Source organism: Aeromonas sp. TW 6 (assembly GCF_013168745.1).
Lineage (GTDB): Bacteria > Pseudomonadota > Gammaproteobacteria > Enterobacterales > Aeromonadaceae > Aeromonas > Aeromonas caviae.
Genome location: NZ_JABERS010000058.1, coordinates 1 through 23,103, shown reverse-complemented (window position 1 = coordinate 23,103; position 23,103 = coordinate 1). Strand labels below are relative to the sequence as shown.

22 protein-coding genes are annotated in these 23,103 nt (G+C 59.9%); 14 read left to right on the top strand and 8 right to left on the bottom strand.

Features of this window, described 5'->3' with window-relative positions; genetic code table 11:
• Positions 1-263 (top strand): hypothetical protein (locus HKD46_RS21215; RefSeq protein WP_221413921.1); only part of this gene is annotated, 263 nt, incomplete at its 5' end.
• 146 nt (positions 264-409) lie between these two features.
• On the opposite strand, the gene hemG is transcribed toward HKD46_RS21215, so the two are convergent.
• Genes hemG through pepQ form a run of 4 tightly spaced genes read right to left on the bottom strand, consistent with a single transcriptional unit; the run spans position 410 to position 4,375 of the window.
• A complete protein-coding gene (gene hemG, locus HKD46_RS19100) occupies positions 410-934 on the bottom strand; it encodes a menaquinone-dependent protoporphyrinogen IX dehydrogenase (RefSeq protein WP_043156012.1) in 525 nt (174 codons plus the stop codon).
• Positions 935-941: 7 nt separating this feature from the next.
• Positions 942-2,399, bottom strand: coding sequence for a TrkH family potassium uptake protein (locus tag HKD46_RS19095; protein WP_042881326.1), 1,458 nt, complete (start codon positions 2,397-2,399; stop codon positions 942-944).
• Positions 2,400-2,435: 36 nt separating this feature from the next.
• Positions 2,436-3,053 carry a YigZ family protein gene (locus tag HKD46_RS19090; RefSeq protein WP_043156013.1) on the bottom strand — a complete coding sequence of 206 codons (618 nt, stop codon included), beginning with the start codon at positions 3,051-3,053 and terminating at the stop codon, positions 2,436-2,438.
• Entirely contained in the window at positions 3,053-4,375 is a 1,323-nt protein-coding gene (gene pepQ, locus HKD46_RS19085; RefSeq protein WP_113978830.1) for a Xaa-Pro dipeptidase, read from the bottom strand. The genes HKD46_RS19090 and pepQ overlap by 1 nt, the downstream gene beginning before the upstream one ends.
• A gap of 196 nt (positions 4,376-4,571) precedes the next feature.
• Here pepQ and HKD46_RS19080 point away from each other — a divergent pair, with 196 nt between their 5' ends.
• The 6 genes from HKD46_RS19080 (at position 4,572) to HKD46_RS19055 (ending at position 13,935) form a co-directional block, all read left to right on the top strand.
• Positions 4,572-6,509, top strand: a complete 1,938-nt coding sequence (locus tag HKD46_RS19080) for an acetoacetate--CoA ligase (protein ID WP_171865813.1) — start codon at positions 4,572-4,574, stop codon at positions 6,507-6,509.
• 204 nt (positions 6,510-6,713) lie between these two features.
• Positions 6,714-8,861 carry a fatty acid oxidation complex subunit alpha FadB gene (gene fadB / locus HKD46_RS19075; protein WP_171865812.1) on the top strand — a complete coding sequence of 716 codons (2,148 nt, stop codon included), beginning with the start codon at positions 6,714-6,716 and terminating at the stop codon, positions 8,859-8,861.
• 21 nt (positions 8,862-8,882) lie between these two features.
• A complete protein-coding gene (gene fadA, locus HKD46_RS19070; protein ID WP_041212017.1) occupies positions 8,883-10,046 on the top strand; it encodes an acetyl-CoA C-acyltransferase FadA in 1,164 nt (387 codons plus the stop codon).
• A gap of 347 nt (positions 10,047-10,393) precedes the next feature.
• Positions 10,394-11,116 carry a response regulator gene (locus HKD46_RS19065; protein ID WP_010672413.1) on the top strand — a complete coding sequence of 241 codons (723 nt, stop codon included), beginning with the start codon at positions 10,394-10,396 and terminating at the stop codon, positions 11,114-11,116.
• A gap of 113 nt (positions 11,117-11,229) precedes the next feature.
• A complete protein-coding gene (locus tag HKD46_RS19060; protein WP_010672412.1) occupies positions 11,230-12,675 on the top strand; it encodes an ATP-binding protein in 1,446 nt (481 codons plus the stop codon).
• A 3-nt stretch (positions 12,676-12,678) separates the two neighbouring features.
• Entirely contained in the window at positions 12,679-13,935 is a 1,257-nt protein-coding gene (locus HKD46_RS19055; protein ID WP_171865811.1) for an ABC transporter substrate-binding protein, read from the top strand.
• 44 nt (positions 13,936-13,979) lie between these two features.
• Here HKD46_RS19055 and HKD46_RS19050 read toward each other — a convergent pair whose 3' ends face one another.
• A complete protein-coding gene (locus HKD46_RS19050; RefSeq protein ID WP_010672410.1) occupies positions 13,980-14,171 on the bottom strand; it encodes a hypothetical protein in 192 nt (63 codons plus the stop codon).
• A 281-nt stretch (positions 14,172-14,452) separates the two neighbouring features.
• On the opposite strand from HKD46_RS19050, the gene tusA reads away from it, so the two are divergent.
• Positions 14,453-14,698, top strand: coding sequence for a sulfurtransferase TusA (tusA, locus tag HKD46_RS19045; RefSeq protein ID WP_171865810.1), 246 nt, complete (start codon positions 14,453-14,455; stop codon positions 14,696-14,698).
• Between the two features lie 18 nt (positions 14,699-14,716).
• The gene (locus tag HKD46_RS19040; RefSeq protein ID WP_171865809.1) at positions 14,717-15,046 is read left to right on the top strand and encodes a RidA family protein; all 330 of its coding nucleotides are present in this window, start codon (positions 14,717-14,719) and stop codon (positions 15,044-15,046) included.
• Positions 15,047-15,562: 516 nt separating this feature from the next.
• On the opposite strand, the gene HKD46_RS19020 is transcribed toward HKD46_RS19040, so the two are convergent.
• Positions 15,563-16,219 carry an OmpA family lipoprotein gene (locus tag HKD46_RS19020; protein ID WP_010672405.1) on the bottom strand — a complete coding sequence of 219 codons (657 nt, stop codon included), beginning with the start codon at positions 16,217-16,219 and terminating at the stop codon, positions 15,563-15,565.
• A gap of 161 nt (positions 16,220-16,380) precedes the next feature.
• Positions 16,381-16,623, bottom strand: a complete 243-nt coding sequence (locus tag HKD46_RS19015) for a hypothetical protein (protein WP_053288899.1) — start codon at positions 16,621-16,623, stop codon at positions 16,381-16,383.
• A 431-nt stretch (positions 16,624-17,054) separates the two neighbouring features.
• On the opposite strand from HKD46_RS19015, the gene HKD46_RS19010 reads away from it, so the two are divergent.
• Positions 17,055-17,615 (top strand): cysteine hydrolase family protein, encoded by a 561-nt coding sequence (locus HKD46_RS19010; protein WP_080944135.1) that lies wholly within the window; start codon positions 17,055-17,057, stop codon positions 17,613-17,615.
• Between the two features lie 55 nt (positions 17,616-17,670).
• Here HKD46_RS19010 and HKD46_RS19005 read toward each other — a convergent pair whose 3' ends face one another.
• Positions 17,671-18,249: a DNA-3-methyladenine glycosylase I gene (locus tag HKD46_RS19005; protein WP_052814731.1), complete on the bottom strand. Its 579-nt coding sequence runs from the start codon at positions 18,247-18,249 to the stop codon at positions 17,671-17,673.
• Between the two features lie 187 nt (positions 18,250-18,436).
• Here HKD46_RS19005 and glyQ point away from each other — a divergent pair, with 187 nt between their 5' ends.
• The 4 genes from glyQ to HKD46_RS18985 form a co-directional block, all read left to right on the top strand.
• Complete coding sequence (gene glyQ / locus HKD46_RS19000) at positions 18,437-19,360, top strand: glycine--tRNA ligase subunit alpha (RefSeq protein ID WP_171865808.1); 924 nt, start codon at positions 18,437-18,439, stop codon at positions 19,358-19,360.
• Between the two features lie 9 nt (positions 19,361-19,369).
• Positions 19,370-21,439, top strand: a complete 2,070-nt coding sequence (gene glyS, locus HKD46_RS18995; RefSeq protein ID WP_171865807.1) for a glycine--tRNA ligase subunit beta — start codon at positions 19,370-19,372, stop codon at positions 21,437-21,439.
• A 139-nt stretch (positions 21,440-21,578) separates the two neighbouring features.
• Positions 21,579-22,763, top strand: coding sequence for a DUF262 domain-containing protein (locus HKD46_RS18990; RefSeq protein WP_171865806.1), 1,185 nt, complete (start codon positions 21,579-21,581; stop codon positions 22,761-22,763).
• 120 nt (positions 22,764-22,883) lie between these two features.
• On the top strand, positions 22,884-23,103 hold a 220-nt coding region (locus HKD46_RS18985; RefSeq protein ID WP_219812687.1), incomplete at its 3' end, for a transposase.

The window sequence follows — 23,103 nt, the reverse complement described above, 5'->3', positions numbered from 1 at the left end:
CTGAATTAACTGCTGCAACTTTCGTTGCTTTGGTCACTTCATCAGACATTGAAAATCAAAAATTGTTTTTGATGCTCGATGCTGTGAGTGCCCACACAGATTGCTTGATTCAAATTGTTAAAGAGCGTCACGCTTATCGCGTTGAGGAGGCGCATCTTACGCCCCTCACTTCGAAAGTCAAGCGATTGTTTTCGCTTTTCTTTCGGCGCCCACTTCCTAAGGAAGCTGGCTCATCAGGTTGGCGTGGTCCGCCGTGCTGGTAGGGGCGCATTATAGGGAGCCGCGCCGGGATGACAAGGGCTATTTTGCGAAAAATAGTCCTTTTTAACTTTTTGTGGCTCGAACGCCTACTTATCAAACAAAAAGCCCTGCTTACGCAGGGCTCTGGCCGCTTTGAATGACGTCACTGTTACTTTTTTGACCAAAACTCACGGGCAAAGCCGCGCACCTTGTCCCAGTCGGTGAATTCCAGATCCTTGCTGGTATCCGTGCTGCCCCCGGTCATCTTCATGATCAACTGAATGATACGGGTCTGCCACCAGTTGTAACGGGAGTACTGCAATGCCCCGGCAAACACCCCCAGAGTTTTCGGCTTCCAGGGAGAGAGGCGCAGAAACTTCTTCATGTAGGCGTTGGTCTGCGGCGTCTGCTTCTCGGGCTTGCGTGCCGTCAGGTTCACGCAGAAGAACGCCGCATTGGCTACTTCCAACTGTTCATGATGTGCGTGTATGAAGCTAAGCAGGCTGGGGTGGAAGTTACCATAGCGAATGGAAGCGCCAATCAACACCTTGGCATACTTGCTGAGGTTGCACATGGGCAGGGTGTGCAGGTCGTGCATCACCACTTCGCATCCTGATATTTCCTCCAGCATGACATCCACGATTTTCCGCGTTTGCCCGTCCCGGGAAGAATAAAGCACCAAAATCTTGTCCATACCAACCTCAACTACGCCAGAATGCAGGAGTAAACAGTACCAGAAGTGTGAAGATTTCCAATCGACCAAACAACATGGCCACGATCAATATCCACTGTGCAGTGGCCGAGATATTGCCGAAATTGGCCGACACCTCCCCCAGACCCGGCCCCACGTTGGTGAATGCCGCAGCCACGGCGGAGAAGGCCGTCACTTCGTTCAGCCCCGTCATCAGCAGCAACAACATGAAGATGAAGAACAGGATGATGTAGGTGGCAAAGTAGCCCCAGACCGCTTCCACGATCCGTTCCGGTACGGCACGCCGCCCCAGCTTCAAGGTGTAGATGGCCCGCGGATGCACCAGCCGTTTGAGTTCACGCATCCCCTGCAGGAACAAGATCATGAAACGCATCACCTTGATGCCCCCCCCGGTACTGCCGGCGCAGCAGCCGATGAAGGCGGAGAACATCAACAGCATGGGCAGAAAGGAGGGCCAATCCGCATAGCTGGTAGTGCTGTACCCCGTGGTCGTGCCCAGAGACACCGCCTGGAACAGGCCATGGTTGAGCGCATCCTGCCAGGTATCGTAGTGGCCGTGGAACAGCAGAGAGACGAAACAGATCAGCACCAGCACGCACTGGATGCTCAGAAACACCTTGAGCTCGGAGTCACGCAGATAACTGCTCACGCGCACCGGCTTGTGGGCAAACACCATGAAGTGCAGCGCGAAGTTGACGCTCGCCAGCAACAGGAACACCACTGTGATCAGGTTGATGGCCGGGCTGTCGAAGAAACCGATGCTGGCGTCGTGGGTCGAGAACCCCCCCACCGACAAGGTGGAGAAGGAGTGGCAGATGGCATCGAACAACGTCATTCCCGCCATCCAGTACGCGAGAGCGCACAGGGAGGTCAGCAACAGATAGATGAACCAGAGCGCCTTGGCCGTCTCGGCGATGCGCGGGGTCACCTTGTTATCCTTGACGGGCCCCGGGATCTCGGCGCGATAGAGCTGCATGCCCCCGATACCCAGCAGTGGCAGCACGGCCACCGCCAGCACGATGATCCCCATGCCACCGAGCCATTGCAGCAGCTGACGGTAGAAGAGAAACGCCTTGGGCAGATTGTCCAGCCCGGTCAGCACCGTTGCGCCCGTGGTAGTCAAGCCGGAAAACGACTCGAAAAATGCCTCCGAGACCGACATGTTCGGCACGTCGCTGATGATGAAGGGGACGGCCCCCACGCTCCCCAGCACCACCCAGAACAGCACCACGATGAGGAAGCCTTCCTTGGACCTGAGTTCCTTTTTCTGGTGGCGGTTGGGGAACCAGAGCAGGAGGCCGAGCAGGAGGGCAATGACGAAGGAGTTGACGAACTCGGTACCACCGCCATCACGATACCCAAAAGCAACCATCGCGGGCAGCAGCATGGTCGAGCTGAACAGGGCAACCAGCAGACCGACGATACGAATGATGCTCAGAATCTGCATTCCGGCTCCCTCTTCAGACTAAAAGAGCGATGGATTCTAGCCATCTAAGGGACGAAGGGATACCCGACCCTGGGTCCGGTCGGTCAATTCCTGTGCGATACGGGCCCAGAGCGCAGACTCCCACGCTACCTGAAGGGTGACGCTGGCACCATAATCGGCCACCAGCAACTGCCCTTGATGGGCAGAGATGAGGGACTCCACGGCCCCCATGTCGGTGTAGTCACACTGGATCACGGAAGAGGTCAACTGACGCTTGATACAGGTTTCAAGTTGCTTGAGTGCTGCCCCCACACCACCGCCATAGGCCTTGACCAGGCCACCGGTCCCCAGCAGTACCCCACCGTAATAGCGCACCACCACGGCGGCGACTTCGCCAAGGCCGGCCCCCATCAACTGGGCCAGCATGGGCTTGCCCGCCGTGCCCGAGGGTTCGCCATCATCACTGAAACCATAAACCTGGCTGTCTTGCGGGGCGCCGGCGACAAAAGCCCAGCAGTGATGCCGGGCTCCCGGGTGTTGCTGTTTGATCTCGTCTATCCAGGCCTTGGCAGCCTCGACGGTCGGAGTGTGGGCGATGTAGGTAATGAAGCGGCTCTTCTTCATCTCTTCGCTCACCTCCAGCGGGGCTGCCGGTATGGGGTAATCCGTCGTCATCAGAGCCCTGCTTGTCTGGTCAGGTTCTCCACCCCATTGGCATGCAGCACCACGTTGTCCTCAATGCGAATGCCACCATAGGGACGCAGCGCCTCCACCTTGTTCCAGTTGACCCGCTTGCCCTGCTCACCCTGGCGCAGCGGCTCCAGCAGGCTGTCGATGAAGTAGAGGCCCGGCTCTATGGTGAACACCTGGCCCACTTCCATCACCCGGGTGCAGCGCAGATAGGGGAACTGCTCGGGGGCCGCCAGGTGAGTGCCGCGCTCATCCTGCATGAAGCCGCCGGCATCGTGTACCTGCAGGCCGAGGAAGTGGCCGAGACCGTGGGGGAAGAAGACATTGGTCACCCCGGTGTGGATCATCTCGTCCACCGACATGTCTACCAGTTCGGTGGCTTGCAGCAGGCGCGCCAGCCTGTGGTGCATCTGCAGGTGCAGCTCGCTGTAGCGGCGGCCCGGCTTGATCTCGTCGATGATCTCCTGTTGCTGTGCATCCAGCGCAGCAATCAGATCGGCGAACTCACCGCGGCGCCAGGCCCAGGTCCGGGTAATGTCGGAGGCATAACCGTGCACGTCCACACCGGCATCGATGAGGAAGGAGTAACGCTCCGCATCCGGCACCCGCTGGGTGGAGAGATGGGTGTAGTGCAGGATGGCCGCATTGCGGTTGATGGCAACAATGTTGCCGTAGGGCGCCTCATTGGCCCCCTGTCCGACCGCCTTCATGTAGGCCAGGTTGATCTCGAACTCGCTCGCCCCCGCCATGAAGGAGTCCTTGGCAGCGATGTGGCCGCGCACGCCGATGCGGTTGGCATCGCGAAGACATTCCAGCTCATAGGACGTCTTGTAGGCACGGTGGTAGTGCAGGTAGTTGAGGACCGCCTCCGGATTGGGCTGGCCCAGTCCCAGCAGCTCGGCCACTTCCAGATGGCCGCCCAGATAGGCCCACTCCTGCTTGTTGGCCGGCAGGTGATCGGCAACCTGCTCCGGGCGAGTCAGGAAGCGAATGTCGAAGAAGTCGACCCAGAAGGCGTTGGGCAACTCCGCCACCTTGTGCCAGAAGTCCACCGGCCGGTAGAACAGCAGCACCGGCTTGCTCACGCCATCCACCAGCAACCAGCAGTGAGGGTTGTCCAGCACCGGCAGCCAGGCCTTGAACTGGGGATTCACCTTGAAGGGATAATCCTGGTCATCGAGGAAGATACGATGAGTCTGGCCGGAGTGGATAGCGAGACCGCCAAGACCCTGTTGTTGCAGGATGTCGCGGGTACGCTGCTGAAGGGTGTCGAGATGCTGGGCAAAAAGTTGGCTGTAACTGCTCATGGCGTCCTGCTCCGGGCGAATGTGACTTCAGCATAACATCAAGCGAATCAAGGCTCGAGCCACCCGGCTTTCGCTTCGTGAGGTAACGCATAGGTTACAGGCTTTTTGTTATGAAGATAAAACAGACAATTAACAAACAAAGAACAATTCAATACACTGCCCACAGACAGTAGATATCAGCCGTCAGGAACGACTCATGCAAAACCTTTGTCTGTGGACACCGGATCAGGACAGGATGCAGCACTCCAACCTCCACCAGTTCATGGCCGAGGTCAATCACTTCCATGGCCTGCAACTGCGCAGCTATGCCGACCTGTATCAATGGTCGGTGGAGAAGACCACCCGCTTCTGGCCCCTGGTGTGGCAGCACTGCGGTGTCAAGGGCGAGCTTGGCAACATTGTGGCGGAGAACCGCCAGGATATGCAGCGTGCCCGCTGGTTCCCCGACAGCCGGCTCAACTTCGCCGAAAACCTGCTGCGCCGTCAGGATGAGAGCCCGGCCATCATCTCCCGCATTGAAGGGGGCCCAAGCCGGACCCTGAGCTGGCATGAGCTGGCAGATCAGGTCGCCCGCCTGGCCCAGTGGCTTCGCAGCCAGGGCATAGGCCGAGGTGATGTGGTCGCAGCCTACCTGCCCAATATCCCGGAAACCGTGGTTGCCATGCTGGCAACCACCAGCCTCGGGGCGATCTGGACCTCCACCAGCCCCGATTTTGGCGAGGCCAGCGTGGTGGAGCGCTTCGGCCAGACCCGTCCCAGGGTGCTGTTCGCGGTGGATGGCTACCGCTACGGCGGCAAGGCCATCGACATTCAGGACAAGGTGGCCAGCGTCGTCGGTCAGCTCGACAGCCTAGAGCAGACGGTGATGATCCGCCTGCTCGGCAACCCGCTGCAGCTTGGTCACGACTGGCAGCAATTGCTGGCAAGCCAGCATGATGCCCAGCTCGCCTTCGAGACCATGGCCTTCAACGACCCGCTCTATATCCTCTACTCCTCCGGCACCACCGGCAAACCCAAGTGCATCGTGCACGGCATTGGCGGCACCCTGCTGCAACACCTGAAAGAGCACCAGTTGCACTGCGACATCAAGCCGGGGGAGCGCATCTTCTACTTCACCACCTGTGGCTGGATGATGTGGAACTGGCTGGTGAGCGCCCTCGCCTCCGGCGCCACCCTGGTGCTCTACGATGGTTCCCCCTTCTACCCGGATGGCAACGTGTTATGGGATCTCGCACGGGACGAAGAGGTCGCCCTGTTCGGCACCTCGGCCAAGTATCTCGATGCGCTGCACAAGCAGAGTTATACCCCCATCAAGACCCACGACTTGCCGCACTTGCGGCTGATCTGCAGCACCGGCTCCGTGCTGTCGCCGGAGGGGTTTGACTATGTCTACCAGCAGATAAAGCAGGATGTGCTGCTCAGCTCCATCTCAGGCGGCACCGATATCTGCTCCTGCTTCGTCATCGGCAACCCCTTGAGCCCCGTCTATCGCGGCGAGAGCCAGGGGCGCGGCCTTGGTCTCGCGGTGCAGGTATTCAACGAGGCGGGCCAGCCGGTGCTGGGGGAAAAGGGCGAGTTGGTCTGCACCAAGCCTTTCCCGGCCCAGCCCATCTACTTCTGGGGTGATGAGAACGGCGACAAATACCACGCCGCCTACTTCGAGCGGTTCGACAACATCTGGTGCCACGGGGACTGGATCGAGCTGACCCCGACTGGCGGCATTCTGTTCTACGGCCGCTCCGACGCGACCCTCAACCCGGGCGGCGTGCGCATCGGCACCAGCGAGATCTACCGCTATGTGGAACAACTCGACGAGGTGGAGGAGAGCATCGTCATCGGCCAGCAATGGAAACAGGACGAGCGGGTGGTGCTGTTCGTCAAGCTCAAGACGGGTTGCAAGCTGGACGACGGGCTGCGTGAGCGGATCTGCCAGCAGATCAAGCGGCACTGCACCGCCCGTCATGTGCCTGCCCGCATCCTGCAGGTGGATGCCATCCCCCGCACCAAGTCCGGCAAGATAGTGGAGCTGGCGGTGCGGGAAGTGGTGCACAACCGCCCCGTCAACAACACCCACGCCCTCGCCGATCCCGAGGTCTTGAACCAGTATCGCAACCGGCCGGAACTGGCCAGTTGATACCACGCTCATCTCCATCGGAGGCGCCGCAAGGCGCCTCTTTTTTGCCCGTTTTGTGATGAAGAGCTTTTACTCGATAACTGTTAAACAAATGTTTTAAATAGGTGTTGAAAATGTCTCCTTTTGGATCAATAGTGAGCCTCGCCCCCTGCTGGGGATAAAGGAGCACCATTCCCCACAGAGTGGGAACAAGGAGACACTCTCATGATCTACCAAGGCGAAACCCTGACGGTCAGCTACCTCGAAGACGGCATTGCCGAGCTGAGGTTCGATGCCCCGGGTTCAGTCAACAAGCTGGATCGCGCTACCCTGCTCTCCCTGAGCGAAGCGATCGCCGCATTACAGCAACAAGCCGATTTGAAGGGTCTGATCCTCACCTCCGGCAAAGACGCTTTCATCGTCGGCGCCGACATCACCGAATTCCTGGAACTGTTCGATCTGCCGCAAGAAGACCTGCTCGGCTGGCTGAAGAAGGCCAACGACATCTTCAGCGCCATCGAAGATCTGCCGGTGCCCACCCTCTCCGCCATCAAGGGTCACGCCCTGGGCGGCGGCTGCGAGACCATTCTCTCCACCGACTTCCGGCTGGCTGACACCAGCGCCAAAATCGGCCTGCCCGAGACCAAACTCGGCATCATGCCGGGCTTTGGCGGCACAGTCCGTCTGCCGCGGGTGATCGGCGCCGACAACGCGCTCGAGTGGATCACCACCGGCAAGGATTACCGTGCCGATGACGCCCTCAAGGTGGGTGCCATCGATGCCGTGGTCGCCCCGGACGCGCTGCACAGCGCCGCCGTGCAGATGATCAAGGACGCGATCAAGGGCAAGCTGGACTGGCAGGGCCGCCGCGCCGCCAAGAAGGCCCCGCTGCGCCTCTCCAAACTGGAAGCCATGATGAGCTTCACCACCGCCGCCGGCATGGTTGCCGCCGTGGCGGGCAAACACTATCCGGCCCCCATGGCCGCCGTGAAGACGGTGGAAGCCGCCGCCGGCATGGGCCGTGACGAGGCTCTGGTGGCCGAGGCGCAAGGCTTTATCAAGCTGGCCAAGACCGATGTCGCCAAGGCACTGGTCGGTATCTTCCTCAACGATCAGCACATCAAGGCGCTGGCCAAGAAAGCTGCCAAACAGGCGAGCAAGGCCACTGGCCACGCCGCCGTACTGGGTGCCGGCATCATGGGCGGCGGCATCGCCTACCAGTCTGCCAGCAAGGGCATTCCGGCGGTGATGAAGGATATCAACGAGAAGGCGCTGGCACTTGGCATGGGTGAAGCCACCAAGCTGCTCAACGGTCAGCTCGAAAAAGGCCGCATCGACGGCATCAAGATGGGCCAGGTACTCTCTGCCATTACCCCGACCCTCAGCTATGACAACGTCAAAGGCGTGGACGTCGTAGTCGAAGCCGTGGTTGAAAACCCGAAAGTGAAGGCCGCCGTGCTGGGTGAAGTGGAAGGGATCATCGGCGAAGACACCGTGCTCGCCAGCAACACCTCCACCATCCCAATATCCCTGCTGGCCAAGGGGCTGAAGCGCCCGCAGAACTTCTGCGGCATGCACTTCTTCAACCCGGTACACCGCATGCCACTGGTGGAGATCATCCGCGGCGAGCAGACCTCCGATGAAACCATCAACCGCGTGGTGGCCTACGCCGCCGCCATGGGCAAGTCCCCCGTGGTGGTCAACGACTGCCCGGGCTTCTTCGTCAACCGGGTGCTGTTCCCCTACTTCTTCGGCTTCAACAAGCTGGTTGCCGATGGCGCCGACTTCGCCGCCGTCGACAAGGTAATGGAGAAAGAGTTCGGCTGGCCCATGGGCCCCGCCTATCTGTTGGATGTAGTCGGTATCGACACCGGTCACCATGCCGGTGACGTGATGGCGCAGGGCTTCCCGGCACGCATGAGCAAGGAAGGTCGCACCGCCATCGACGTGATGTACGAAGTGAACCGCTTCGGTCAGAAGAACGGCAAGGGCTTCTACGCCTACGAGCAGGACAAGAAGGGCAAGCCGAAGAAGGTGGCCGACGCAGCCAGCTACGAGCTGCTGGCACCCATCGCCAAGCCGAAGCAGGATTTCGACAAGGAGGCCATCATCGCCCGCATGATGATCCCGATGATCAACGAGGTGGTGCTCTGCCTGGAAGAGGGCATCGTCGCCACGCCAGCCGAAGCCGACATCGCGCTGGTCTACGGTCTGGGCTTCCCTCCCTTCCGCGGCGGCGTGTTCCGCTATCTGGACACCATTGGCCTGGATCGCTACGTGGCCATGGCCGACCAGTATGCCGATTTGGGCCCGCTCTACCGCGTCAGCGACCGCTTGCGTGAGATGGCCGCCCAGGGCAACACCTTCTACTGATTGCGGAAAGGAGATCCATTCATGAAAGACGTAGTCATTGTCGACTGTATCCGGACCCCGATGGGCCGGTCCAAGGGCGGCGCCTTCCGCAACGTGCGTGCAGAAGACTTGTCCGCGCACCTGATGAAATCCATCCTGCTGCGCAACCCCAACCTCGACCCGAACGAGATCGAGGATATCTACTGGGGCTGCGTGCAGCAGACCCTGGAGCAGGGCTTCAACATCGCCCGCAACGCCGCCCTGCTGGCCGGCATTCCCAAGCAGGTGGGGGCGGTCACCGTCAACCGCCTGTGCGGCTCCAGCATGCAGGCGCTGCATGATGCCTCCCGCGCCATTCAGGTAGGTGATGGGGATATCTTCATCATCGGCGGCGTCGAACACATGGGCCACGTGCCCATGAGCCACGGCGTCGACTTCCACCCCGGCATGGCCAAGTCGGTGGCGAAAGCCTCCGGCATGATGGGGCTGACCGCCGAGATGCTCGGCAAGCTGCACGGCATCAGCCGATCGCAGCAGGACGAGTTTGCCGCCCGCTCCCACCGCCGCGCTCACGCCGCCACCGTGGAAGGCCGTTTTGCCAAGGAGATCGTCGGGCTGGAAGGCCATGACGCCAGCGGCGCCCGCTTCTTCTACGACTACGACGAAGTGATCCGCCCGGAGACCACGGTCGAGACGCTGAGCCAGCTGCGCCCGGTGTTTGACCCGGTCAACGGTACCGTCACCGCCGGCACCTCCTCGGCCCTGTCCGATGGCGCCGCCGCCATGCTGGTGATGAGTGCGGACCGTGCCAAGGCCCTCGGCCTCACCCCGCGCGCCAGGGTACGTGCCATGGCCATCGCCGGCTGTGACGCCGCCATCATGGGTTACGGCCCGGTGCCGGCCACCCAGAAAGCGCTCAAGCGGGCCGGTCTGACCGTCGGCGACATCGATCTGTTCGAGTTGAACGAGGCGTTTGCCGCCCAGTCCCTCCCCTGCGTGAAGGATCTGGGTCTGCAGGATCTGGTGGACGAGAAGGTGAACCTCAACGGTGGCGCCATCGCCCTGGGTCACCCGCTCGGCTGCTCCGGTGCCCGCATCTCCACCACCCTGATCAACCTGATGGAAGAGAAGGACGCCACCCTGGGAGTCGCCACCATGTGCATCGGCCTGGGTCAGGGCATCGCCACCGTGTTCGAACGGGTGTAAGTGAATCGCCCCTGACTGCTCACCGGTCAGGGACGCCACCTCGGGGCGGCAACAACAGACAGAAGGCGGCCCTGCTTCCCGGCACAGCGGCCCCATCACGAATACCGGGTCGGCCTGCCGACCCTGCTGTCGAGTCTGTGGAACGCGCCACACGGGGTGCGCTCCTGCCGTCGGAATCTGCGTGTTGGCCGGCCCGTTTGGGTCGGCCTTTTTTATTCTTTTCCCGCGATCGGGGCCAATCCTGAGGCTATATTGCCCATAACTTCACATTAGAGGAGGGGCTTGCTTGCTTTTTGCTCCCCCGACAGGTTCAATCTGCACAAAAAAATGGGTGGATGCACATACATATGTCAACGAGCAAACAACTGCTTATCGTCGACGACGATCGGGAGATCCGCGAGCTGCTCAACGAGTACCTGACCCGGGCCGGTTTTGAGGTACTGACCGCGGCCGAAGGGAACGAGATGCGCCAACAACTGGCCCAGCACAGCCCGGACCTCATCATTCTGGACATCATGATGCCCGGCGACGACGGCTTTACCCTCTGCCAGCAGATCCGCCGCGACTCCCAGGTACCCATCATCATGCTGACCGCCGCCTCCGACGAGGCTGACCGGGTGATCGGTCTGGAACTTGGCGCCGACGACTACATCGCCAAGCCGTTCAGCCCGCGCGAACTGCAGGCCCGCATCAAGGCGCTGCTGCGCCGCGCCGAATTCCGCCAGCCGGAGAAAGAGAAGGAACCGAGCCGTCGGCTGCGCTTCGCCGAGTGGACCCTGGACACCCTGAGCCACCAGCTGACCCACGAAGATGGCAGCCTGCTGGATCTCTCCGGCAGCGATGCCCTGCTGCTCGGCATGTTCCTGCAGCAGCCCGGCGTGGTGCTGGACCGGGATACCATCTCGGACGCCACCCGCGGTCGCGAGAGCCTGCCCATGGAGCGCGGCATCGATGTGCAGATCAGCCGCCTGCGCCAGAAGCTGGGTGACAACGGCAAGAGCCCGCGCATCATCAAGACCATTCGCGGCAGCGGCTACATGCTGATCGCCGAAGTCCACGAGATCCCGTAACAGACAGACGCTACGGCGAGACCTTGAACGGGCAGAAGAGAGACCCATCACGGGGCAACGGCAAGGCACAGAGGTAAGCACCCCATGCTGATCGACAAGAGACACACGCTGCCATGACGGGGCAGAAGTTCTGGCGGGCCCTGGTGCCCCGCTCCCTGCTGTCGCGGATGCTGCTGCTGTTGCTGCTCGCCATCCTGCTCTCCCAGACCATCCTCACTGGCATCTGGATGCAACAGATCCAGAAGCGGGAGCTGGAGGGCATGCTCAGCACCACCCGCAACCTGGCGCTGTCGGCGGCTTCCACCGTCAACTTCTTCAAGTCCCTGCCCCTGCAATACCGCCACATCGCCCTGGATCAGCTACGCAACATGGGGGGCAGCCGCTTCTTCGTTTCCCTGAACGAGGAAGAGATCCACATCAGCGCCATCCCCGACAGCGAGCGCAAGACGCTGGTGCTCAAAGAGGTGCAGGAGGTGCTCAGCCGCAAACTCTCCGACGCCATGGCGATCAAGGTGGATTTCTCCCGCCCCGAGGAGCTGCACGTCTTCAACAACGACACCCTGCTGGCGGATCTCCCCTCCTCCTGGGCCCGCTACACCCTGTCCCTGGAGCCCATCAATCCGCCGGTGCTGGTGACCCAGATCGAGATAGAACCGGGGGAGTGGCTCTATCTGGCGGCCCTGCTGCCCGCCCCCTACATGACGCTGGATGACACCGTGATGCCGAGCAACCAGGTGCGTTTCATCGCCCTGATGACGGTCTTCCTCTGCTTCTTCACCTTCATGCTGGTGCGCTGGCAGACCCGCCCCCTGCGTCGCCTCGCCAAGGCAGCGGTCAACCTCGGCAAGGACATCGACCAGCCGTCCCTCAAGGAGGAGGGTGCCTCCGAAATCGTGGCGGCGACCCGCGCCTTCAACATCATGCAGCAGCGCATTCGCCGCTTCATCGACGATCGGGAGCGCCTCTTCAGCTCCATCTCCCACGACCTCAAGACCCCCATCACCCGGCTGCGACTGCGGGTCGAACTGCTGGACGACGAGGTGCAGATCGCCAAGTTCAACAAGGACCTGGACGAGCTGGAGCTGATGGTCAAAGGGGCGCTGCAGACGGTCAAAGAGACGGACATTCACGAGAACCTTGAGCAGATCGACGTCAACGCCCTGCTGGAGCAGATGGCGGAAGCCATGAACCTGCACGAGGATCTGCTCACCATCGAGGGCCACTGCAAGTGGCCCTATCGCGGCAAGCTGCTGGCCCTCAAGCGCTGCATCGGCAACCTGGTGGACAACGGCATCAAGTACGGCCAGAAGGTGCGCATCATCATCATGGATGACGAGGAGATGCTGATCCTCTTCATCATGGACGAGGGGCCCGGTCTGCCGGACGATCAGTTCGAGCGCATCTTCGAGCCCTACTACCGCCTCAGCACCGATGCCGCCGGCACCGGGCTGGGCCTTGGCATCGCCCGCAACATAGCCCACGCCCACGGCGGCGACCTGGTGCTGGAAAATCGCCCCCAGGGCGGCCTGCAGGCCACCCTCTCCCTACCAAGGCAGTAATGTATGAAGTGGTTGTCTTTTTCTGTCATCGCCCTGCTCTCCCTGCCCGTTTGTGCCTCCCAGGTGGAGGTATTGCACTGGTGGACCTCCGGCGGCGAGGCCAGGGCCGTGGAAGTGCTCAAGTCCGAGTGGGCCGAACAGGGCAACCAGTGGAACGACTTCGCGGTACAGGGGGGGGGCGGCAAGAGCGCCATGACGGTGCTCAAGAGCCGGGCCCTGGCGGCAAACCCGCCGGAGGCGGCCCACCTCAAGGGGTTCGAGCTGCACGAGTGGGGCAGCCTGGGCTTTCTGCGCGATCTCACCCCCATGGCCGAGCACCTCGGCTGGTACCCTCAGCTGCCCCCCATGGTGCGCGATACCCTCAGCCAGAACGGCACCCTGATGGCGGTCCCCACCGGCATCCACCGGGTCAACTGGCTGTGGCTCAACCGCAAGGTATTCGAGCAACAGGGGCTCAAGCCCCCCACCGACTGGGCCCAATTCGTGGCGGTGGCGGACAAGCTCAAGGAGAAGGGCATCACCCCCCTCGCCATCGGTAACGAACCCTGGCAGATCGCGGTGCTGTTCGAAACGGTGGCCCTCGGCGAAGGGGGCAAGACCTTCTATCGCAAGGCCTTCCTCGAACAGGACAGCGCCACCCTGACCGGCCCCGACATGATGCGGGTGCTGACCCGCTTCCAGCAGTTGCGCGCTTATGTGCCCGAGAAATACGCCGGCCTGAAATGGCACCAGGCCACCAACCTGCTGGAGAGCGGCGGCGCCGCCATGCAGGTGATGGGGGACTGGGTGAAGGGAGAGCTGAGTGCAGGCAACTACCGCCCCGGCGAGGATATCGAGTGCTTGCCAAGCCCGGGCAGCCAGGGGCTGTTCAGCTACAACCTCGACTCCATCGCCATGTTTAAGCAGCGGGATCCCGCCCAGTTGCAGGCCCAGGGCGAGCTGGCCAGGCTGTTGATGACACCGCGCTTCCAGGAAGCGTTCAACCGGGTGAAGGGCTCCATCCCGGCGCTCATCAAGCCGGACATGAGCAAGTTCGATCGCTGCGCCATCCGCTCCTATCGGGACTTCCTCCACGCCGAGCAACAGGACAACCTGCTGCCCAGCATGGCGGAGGGGATGGCGGTGCCCACCAACATGCGCCAGGGGATCATGGATGTGCTGAGCAGCTTCTTCAACGACGCCAGGGCCAACCCCGAGCAGACGGCGCAGCAGCTGGAGCGCGCCATGCGCTCGACCCGTTCCGGCGCGGAGCAGAAATGACAAAGGCGGACATCGTCCGCCTTTGAGTGCCGAGAGCCAGGCTCTCAGGAGGGATCGTTCTCGTCCTCATCCTCGTCGTAGTAGTCGCTGAGCTCGATCCAGAGCCCCAGCCCTATCATCACCATGGAGCCGAACCAGGTACCGGTATTACCGATCGGGCTGCCCAGCACTATCATGGCGAACGACAAGAACCCCATGCCTGCGTAGGCTTGCAATCTGCCGTAGGAGACCTGCATATTCACACCTCCTTGTTGAATATGGTTCAATTTTTATATTACTCATCGAGCGAAGCCTGGGTAGAGCCGGTTCACATTTTGGTAGCATATGCTGCATAACCGCCCCGTGGTTTGATTATTTTTTCGCCGTGAGTATCATTGCTGGCCGAATTGGTTGAAGGTTGATTATTGATGAGTGCTTTATTCTGCGACGCAACACACGAATTGGACTCAATCGGGCTTCATTGCCCCGAGCCCGTGACGATGGCGCGCAAGAAGGTGCGGCTGAAGGTTGATTATTCATGAGTACTGAATTCTGCAATGCGACCCACGAGCTGGACGCAATCGGGCTTCGTTGCCCCGACCCCGTGATGATGGTTCGCAAGAAAGTGCGGCTGATGGCGGATGGGGAGACCCTGCTGGTCAGCGCCGACGACCCCTCCACCACCCGCGACATTCCCAGCTTCTGCCGCTTCATGGATCACACCCTGGTCGCCAGCGAGACTGAGCAGGCCCCTTACCGTTACCTGATCCGCAAGGGTCAATAACCCCGTACCGGAGCAAACATGACATCCATTACCCGTATCGGGACCACCCAGCGCTGGTCTGATGTGGTCATCCACAACGGCACCCTCTACGTGGTGGAAGTGCCCGCCACCGAGACCGCCGACATCCACCAGCAGACCCGTGAAGTGCTGGAAAGCCTGCAGCGTCTGCTGGAAGCCAACAGTTCCGGCGTCGACAGGATCCTGATGGCCAACATCTATCTCAAGGACATTGAAGACATCGCCGCCTTCAACGCGCAGTGGGATGCCTGGATCCCGGCCGGCACAGCCCCGGTCCGCGCCTGCGTGCAGGCCCGTCTGGCCCACGAAGGCTACAAGGTGGAAGTGTAGCTGACTGCGGCTGTCTAAACAAAGCGGGATGCCTGGCTCCCCTGATGCCGACACAGCCCCCGTTCGCGCCTGTGTACAGGCCCGTCTCGCCCACGAAGGCTACAGGGTGGAAGTACAGCTGACTGCCGCTGTCTAATCAAAACGGGATGCCTGGCTCCCCTGATGCCGACACAGCCCCCGTGCGCGCCTGCGTGCAGGCCCGTCTCGCCCACGAAGGCTACAGGGTGGAAGTACAGCTCACTGCCGCTGTCTAAACAAAGCGGGATGCCTGGCTCCCCTGATGCCGACACAGCCCCGGTCCGCGCCTGCGTACAGGCCCGCCTCGCCCACGAAGGCTACAAGGTGGAAGTGCAGCTGACTGCGGCTGTCTAAGAGGCGGTTATCCCCTCATCCCCGACCCTTCTCCCGCAAGGGGAGAAGGGAGCAAAGAACAAGGCGCCACTGCCCACAACGCCGGATAGCAAAAGGCCCCGCCATCACTGGCGGGGCCTTTTTCATGACTGCAACGCAGGCCGCTTAGGCGGTCGGGGTCAGGGTGATGGTTACCCGACGGTTCTGGGCCTTACCTTCAGCGGTGCTGTTGCTGGCCACCGGCTGATCCGGGCCCACACCACTGATGGCGATGCGGCTGCCGGACACGCCCTGGCCGATCAGCTGGGCGGCAACGGCATCGGCGCGATCCCGGGAGAGCTTCATGTTCAGCTCGCGGGAGCCGGTGCTGTCGGTGTGACCGACCACGTTCAGACGGGTCTTGTCGAACTCGGCAACCACCAGGGCCACGCCGGACAGGGTGTTGGCACCGGCGGCTTTCAGCTGGGCGCTGGAGCTGTCGAAGGTGACGTTGTTCGGCATGTTGAGGATCAGCTGATCACCGTTGCGGGTCACGCTGACGCCGGTGCCTTGCAGCTTCTCGCGCAGCTTGGCTTCCTGCACATCCATGTAGTAACCGATACCACCACCCAGGGCCGCACCGGCGGCGACGCCCGTCAGGATGCCCTTTTTGCGGTCGCCCTTGCTGGAGGAGAGCGCCCCCACGGCTGCGCCGGTCGCCGCACCCGCCAACGCGCCCCAGGCGCCCTTGGAGGTCTGGGATTCACCGGTATAGGGGTTGGTGGTACAGCCAGTGATGGCGACGGTCAAGGCAAGTGCAGGAACCAGTTTCTTGAAATGCATGAAAAAACCTCTGAAAAAGAACGACTCTAGCCGATAGCCGCGCATTCTAACCCAGAGAGGCGCCAGAGTGTGACGCGCGCATTGCGAAGATGGGCAGGGGGCAAAACGCCCCCTGCCCCTTGCGACTTACCCGGTGCAGGCCATCTTCGGACGGGCCCGCCTCAATATTTGATCTCCCGGGCCTTGTCTCGCCCCTCCTGCTTGTTGTCACGATGCTCCTGGCGGCAGTCGGCATTGCCCACCACCCCCTCACGACACGCCTGTTTCGCGTCACGGGACTCCTGACGGGTATCCTGACGCACATCGCGGGCGTCACGGCGCTCCTGGGCCTGCTTGGTGGCCTGTGCAGGCAGGGCGGCCAGCAAGGCGGTGGCGGCAAGCAGGGCCAATACGGACTTCTTCATGATGGCTCCTTCGCCAGACAACCTGAACCGGTCCGGCGTCTTTCAATGATAGGGGAGGGGCAGGATCCCGGTAGCGCAACCTCGGCCCTCGGGGACGTCGTCTGTGCAGCCTCGGACCTTCTTGCACAGGGCCGGCTTCCCCTCGTGTTTGCCCTGACGAGCAACATCATCCCCGGGGTACAGCCGATCAGGCTCAGACAACCGGGGAAGAGAGGGCGGCGGCGCTCAGTGACACGGGATTCCCTCGTGATGACGATCCCGATGGTGAACCCGTGTGACTGTATCCCGGCTGTACCGAGGGGCGAAAAGGCCCCAGGCCCGGTGCAACGGAACATGCTCCCGGGGTCTGGAGTGGTTGCCCCCCATATGCGGGTTGTCTCATAAGAGCCCATGGCCCCAGAGTGGGTGACATTTCTCACGGAGCCATGACCATGTCGTCCCTTTCCCGCCCCGCGCTGCTCATCATCGACATCCAGGTGGGCCTCCTTCACGGCCCGGAAGCCCCCCATGCCGGGGCCGAGACCCTGGCCAACATCAATCGCCTGAGCCAGGCGGCCCGCAGTGCCGCTCTCCCTGTGCTGGCGGTGCGCCACACGGGCCCGGCCGGCAGCCCCATCGCCGCTGGCAGTCCGTTCTGGCAGCTTGCGCCTGAGCTGGTCGTCGGCGAGGCCGATCGGGTGTTCGACAAGCAGCGCCCCAGCGCCTTCCATGGCACCGGTCTCGATGGCTGGCTGAAAGAGGACGGCGTGCAGACCCTGATCGTCACCGGCATGAAGACCCAGTACTGCATCGACACCACCTGCCGGGCGGCGGCAGATCTCGGCTACACCGTAGTGCTGGTGAGCGATGCCCATACCTGCATGGACACGCCGCAACTGACCGCCCCCCAGATCATCGCCCATCACAACGCCACCCTGGCCGGCCCCTTCGTGCGGCTGATGAGCAGCGACGAGGTGTGCGAGGCGCTCGACCGCACCCTTGAGCCCTGCTGATTCAGAGCAAAAAAAGAAGGGAGGCTTGAGCCTCCCTTCTTCGTGCATTTCCCCTTCACGTCGCCGCTGCTTGCTGGCACTCGGCGTGGCAGGGGCAGGTCACCAGATGATCGTTCACCATGCCCACCGCCTGCATGAAGGCATAGCAGATGGTGCTGCCGACGAAGGTGAAGCCGCGCTTCTTGAGGGCCTTGGACATGGCATCCGACTCCGGCGAGGTAGCCGGAATGTCGCCGTTGCCCTGACGCTGGTTGACGATGGGGGCGCCGCCCACGAAGCCCCACAGATAATCGACGAAGTCGATACCTTCCGCCTCCAGCGCCAGATAGGCTCGGGCATTTTTGATGATCGATTGCACCTTGAGCCGGTTGCGGATGATGCCGCTGTCCTGCATCAGCCGTTCCACATCCTGCTCGTCGAACTGCACGATGCGCACCGGATCAAAATCCGCATAGGCGCGATGGTAGCTCTCGGTGCGCTTGAGGATGGTGATCCACGACAGCCCCGCCTGTTGGCCATCGAGGCAGAGCTTGGCAAACAACTCGCGGGCGTCATACACCGGCCTGCCCCACTGCTTGTCATGGTATTCGATGTATTCCGGGTCTCTGGTCACCCAGGCGCAGCGCAGTTCCATTTCCTCTCCCCTGTTTTTCATCGGCCATCGGCAGGCCGCTTGCGTCGGCGACATCATAGGGCAAGCGGCAACATAGCCCCACTAATCCCCTGTAATTTCGCCTATTATCCGACCATGCCAGACGGTATACTCCCTCGGTTCACATTCAGCAAATCTTGCTCTGATTTCATTTCGCGCGAAAAACACTATGCAAAAATTCGATGTCAAAACCTTTCAGGGCCTGATCCTGCAGCTGCAGGACTATTGGTCCCGCCAGGGCTGTACCATCATTCAGCCGCTGGATATGGAAGTGGGTGCCGGTACTTCCCACCCCATGACCTGTCTGCGTGCCCTGGGCCCGGAGCCCATCGCCTGCGCCTACGTGCAACCGTCCCGCCGTCCGACTGACGGCCGCTACGGTGAAAACCCCAACCGCCTGCAGCACTACTACCAGTTCCAGGTGATCATCAAGCCTTCCCCCGACAACATTCAGGAACTCTATCTGGGCTCCCTGAAAGAGCTGGGTATGGATCCTGAAATCCACGACATCCGCTTCGTGGAAGACAACTGGGAAAACCCGACTCTGGGTGCCTGGGGTCTGGGTTGGGAAGTGTGGCTGAACGGCATGGAAGTGACCCAGTTCACCTACTTCCAGCAGGTTGGCGGCCTCGAGTGCAAGCCTGTGACCGGCGAGATCACCTATGGTCTCGAGCGTCTGGCCATGTACATTCAGGGCGTAGACAGCGTCTACGATCTGGTCTGGTCTGACGGCCCGCTGGGCAAGACCACCTACGGCGACGTGTTCCACCAGAACGAAGTGGAGCAATCCACCTACAACTTCGAGTACGCCGACGTGGAGTTCCTGTTCCACTGCTTCGAGCAGTACGAGAAGGAAGCCCAGAACCTGCTGGCACTGGAAAAACCGCTGCCGCTGCCTGCCTACGAGCGCATCCTCAAAGCCGCTCACTCCTTCAACCTGCTGGATGCCCGCAAGGCCATCTCGGTCACCGAGCGTCAGCGCTACATCCTGCGCATTCGCACCCTGACCAAGGCCGTGGCAGAGGCTTACTACGCCTCCCGCGAAGCGCTGGGCTTCCCTATGTGTCAGCGCACAGAGAACAAGCAAGGTTAAGGAACGGACATGGCACAACATACATTTCTGGTAGAGATCGGTACTGCTGAGCTGCCGCCCAAAGCCCTGCGCTCCCTGGCCGAAGCCTTTGCCGACAACTTCAAAGCCGAACTGACCAAGGCCGATCTGGCCTTTGGCGACGTCGAGTGGTTTGCCTCACCGCGCCGTCTGGCGCTGAAGGTAAGCGAGCTGGCCGGCGAACAGCCGAGCAAGAGCGTCGAGAAACGCGGCCCGGCCGTGGCACAGGCGTTCGATGCCGAAGGCAAGCCAACCAAGGCTGCTGAAGGCTGGGCCCGTGGCAACGGCATCACCGTTGAACAGGCCGAGCGTCTGGTCACCGACAAAGGTGAGTGGCTGGTTCACACCGCCAAGGTCGAAGGCCGTCCGGCCGTCGATCTGCTGGGCGAGCTGGTTAGCCAGGCGCTGGCCAAACTGCCGATCCCGAAAATGATGCGCTGGGGCGACAAGACCATCCAGTTCGTGCGTCCGGTCTTCACCGTGACCCTGCTGCTGGATGGCGAGCTGGTGCCCGCTCACATTCTGGGTATCGACTCTGCCCGCACCCTTCGCGGCCACCGCTTTATGGGCGAGAGCGAATTCACCATCGACAACGCCAGCCAGTACCCGCAGATCCTGCAGGAGCGCGGCATGGTGATTGCCGACTTTATGGCGCGCAAGGCCAAGATCAAGGCTGACGTCGAAGCGGCTGCTGCCGCCTTCGGTGGCGTGGCCGATCTGGACGACGCCCTGCTGGAAGAAGTGACCGCACTGGTCGAGTGGCCGGTGGTGCTGACCGCCAACTTCGAAGAGAAGTTCCTGGCCGTGCCGGCAGAAGCGCTGGTGCACACCATGAAGGGTGACCAGAAGTACTTCCCGGTCTACGACAAGAACGGCAAGCTGCTGCCGAAGTTCATCTTCGTCACCAACATCGAGTCCAAAGACCCGAGCCAGATCATCAGCGGCAACGAGAAGGTGGTTCGCCCCCGTCTCTCTGACGCCGAGTTCTTCTTCAAGACCGACCTCAAGCAGACTCTCGCCTCCCGCCTGCCGCGCCTTGAAACCGTGCTGTTCCAGCAACAGCTGGGCACCGTCAAGGCCAAGGTCGAGCGCATCGAGACCGTCGCCGGCTTTATCGCCGAGCGCATCGGCGCCGACGTGGCTCAGGCCAAGCGTGCCGGTCTGCTCTCCAAGTGTGACCTGATGACCAACATGGTCGGTGAGTTCACCGACACCCAGGGTGTCATGGGGATGCACTACGCCCGTCACGATGGCGAAGACGAAGCAGTGGCCGTGGCCCTCAACGAGCAGTACATGCCGCGCTTTGCCGGTGATGCCCTGCCGTCCGGTCTGGTTGCCTGCGCCGTCGCGCTGGCCGACAAGTTCGACACCCTGGCCGGTATCTTCGGCATCGGCATGCTGCCGAAGGGTGACAAGGACCCGTTCGCCCTGCGCCGCGCCGCCATCGGTGCCCTGCGCATCATGACCGAGAAGCAGCTGGACCTGGATCTGGTCGAACTGGTTGAAGAAGCGGTACGCGTCTACGGCGACAAGCTGACCAACAAAACCGTCGTCACCGACGTGGTCGACTTTATGCTGGGCCGCTTCCGTGCCGCCTATCAGGACGAAGGCATCGGTGCCGACGTGGTGCTGGCCGTACTGGCCCGCCGCCCGACCCGTCCGCTCGACTTCGATCGTCGCGTCAAGGCCGTCAGCCACTTCCGCACGCTGGATGCAGCCCTGGCACTGGCTGCCGCCAACAAGCGCGTGAGCAACATTCTGGCCAAGGTCGAGGTTCCATTGCCCACTGCCGTCAAACCGGAACTGCTGGTCGATGCCGCCGAGAAGGCGTTGGCCACCCAGGTTGCCGAACTGCAAGCCGAACTGGCCCCGCTGTTCGCCGCCGGTGACTATCAGGCTGCCCTCACCCGTCTGGCCGCCCTGCGCGAGCCCGTCGATACCTTCTTCAACGAAGTCATGGTGATGGCCGACGACGAGGCCCTCAAGGCCAACCGTCTGGCACTGCTGAACAACCTGCGCAACCTGTTCCTGCAAGTCGCGGATATCTCCCTGCTGCAGTGATATTGGTATGTTGGTTAGATCAAAAAGCGGCGCCGAAAGGCGCCGTTTTTATTGACTGACACGAAGCCTATTGGCATCCTAATGGGATTATTAAATCTTTATTTGTTGCCTAAAAATTAAATTTAGAGAGCGCCATATTATGAACGATATTTATTATGAAGAAGATGATAATCAAGAAAATGAGGATGATATTTCTGCATCATCGCCAGAGTTATTTTCTTCAGCGGTATTAAGCTCTAATGATTGGACAACTGAAACAATTATTGCTCAGATAAACAAGAAAAACATCATTCTCGACCCTGAATTTCAACGCCGGGATGCTTGGGATAAAAAAAGAAAAAGTAAATTCATCGAGTCCCTAATTCTTGGATTACCAATCCCACAAATAGTTCTTGCTGAATCAAAAGATAAAAGAGGTAGCTATATAGTATTAGATGGCAAGCAACGCTTATTAAGCATACGCCAATTTGCAGCAAGTGATGATGACGCCATTTATAATACTCTAAAGCTCCAATCGTTAGAGATTAAGAAAAATTTAAATAAAATGAATTTGGAGAAATTAAGGTCATCACTCGTAGATTATGAAGATTTAGCCTCATTTGAAAACCAACCAATAAGAACTGTTGTTATAAAAAATTGGCCAAACGAAGATTTTCTATATCATGTTTTTCTGAGGTTGAATACTGGGAGTGTTCCCCTGTCCCCGCAGGAATTAAGACAAGCACTTCACCCAGGTGATTTTGTTACATTTTTAGACAAAGAGTCATCGAATAGCGCCACTCTTAAAAATATATTAAATATCACAAAGCCAGATTTTAGAATGAGGGACAACGAATTATTGCTAAGGTATTTTTGCTTTAAAAACTTCCTATCAGAATATAATGGTTCACTAAAAGTGTTTATGGACCAATGCTGTAACAAACTAAATAAAAATTGGAATGTTGCACAAAAAGATATTGAGGAGCAACTATCACAGTTTGAGCTGTCACATGAAACTATTAAAAATATTTTCTCAGAGGATTCTTATAGGAAGTTTACTTCCTCTGGATATGAGAAAAGATTTAATAGAGCAATTTTCGATATAATGATAATCGCATTTTCTGATCCCAATGTACGCAACGCCTCCACTGGTCATGAACATGATATAAGAGATGCCTTCAATAATCTATGTGTTCATAACAACGAATTTAAAACAGCAATAGAAACTACAACTAAAAGTATAACTGCGACTCATACTAGGCTATCGCTATGGTTATCAGAAATTAATGCTATAACGAATAGTAATATATACATCCCCAGCATTGTAGATAATAGAATTCAGTAGTGGGGGGAGCATATATGCAATGTTCAAATGACTTTATCAGGTTAAGAACTAGGGAAGGTGCGAACAAGTCCCTGATATGAGATCATGTTTGTCATCTGGAGCCATGGAGCAGGGTTCATCATGAGTCATCAACTTACCTTCGCCGACAGTGAATTCAGCAGTAAGCACCGTCAGACCAGAAAAGAGATTTTCTTGTCCCGCATGGAGCAGATCCTGCCATGGCAAAACATGGTGGAAGTCATCGAGCCGTTTTATCCCAAGGCTGGTAATGGCCGGCGACCTTATCCGCTGGAAACCATGCTACGCATTCACTGCATGCAGCATTGGTACAACCTGAGCG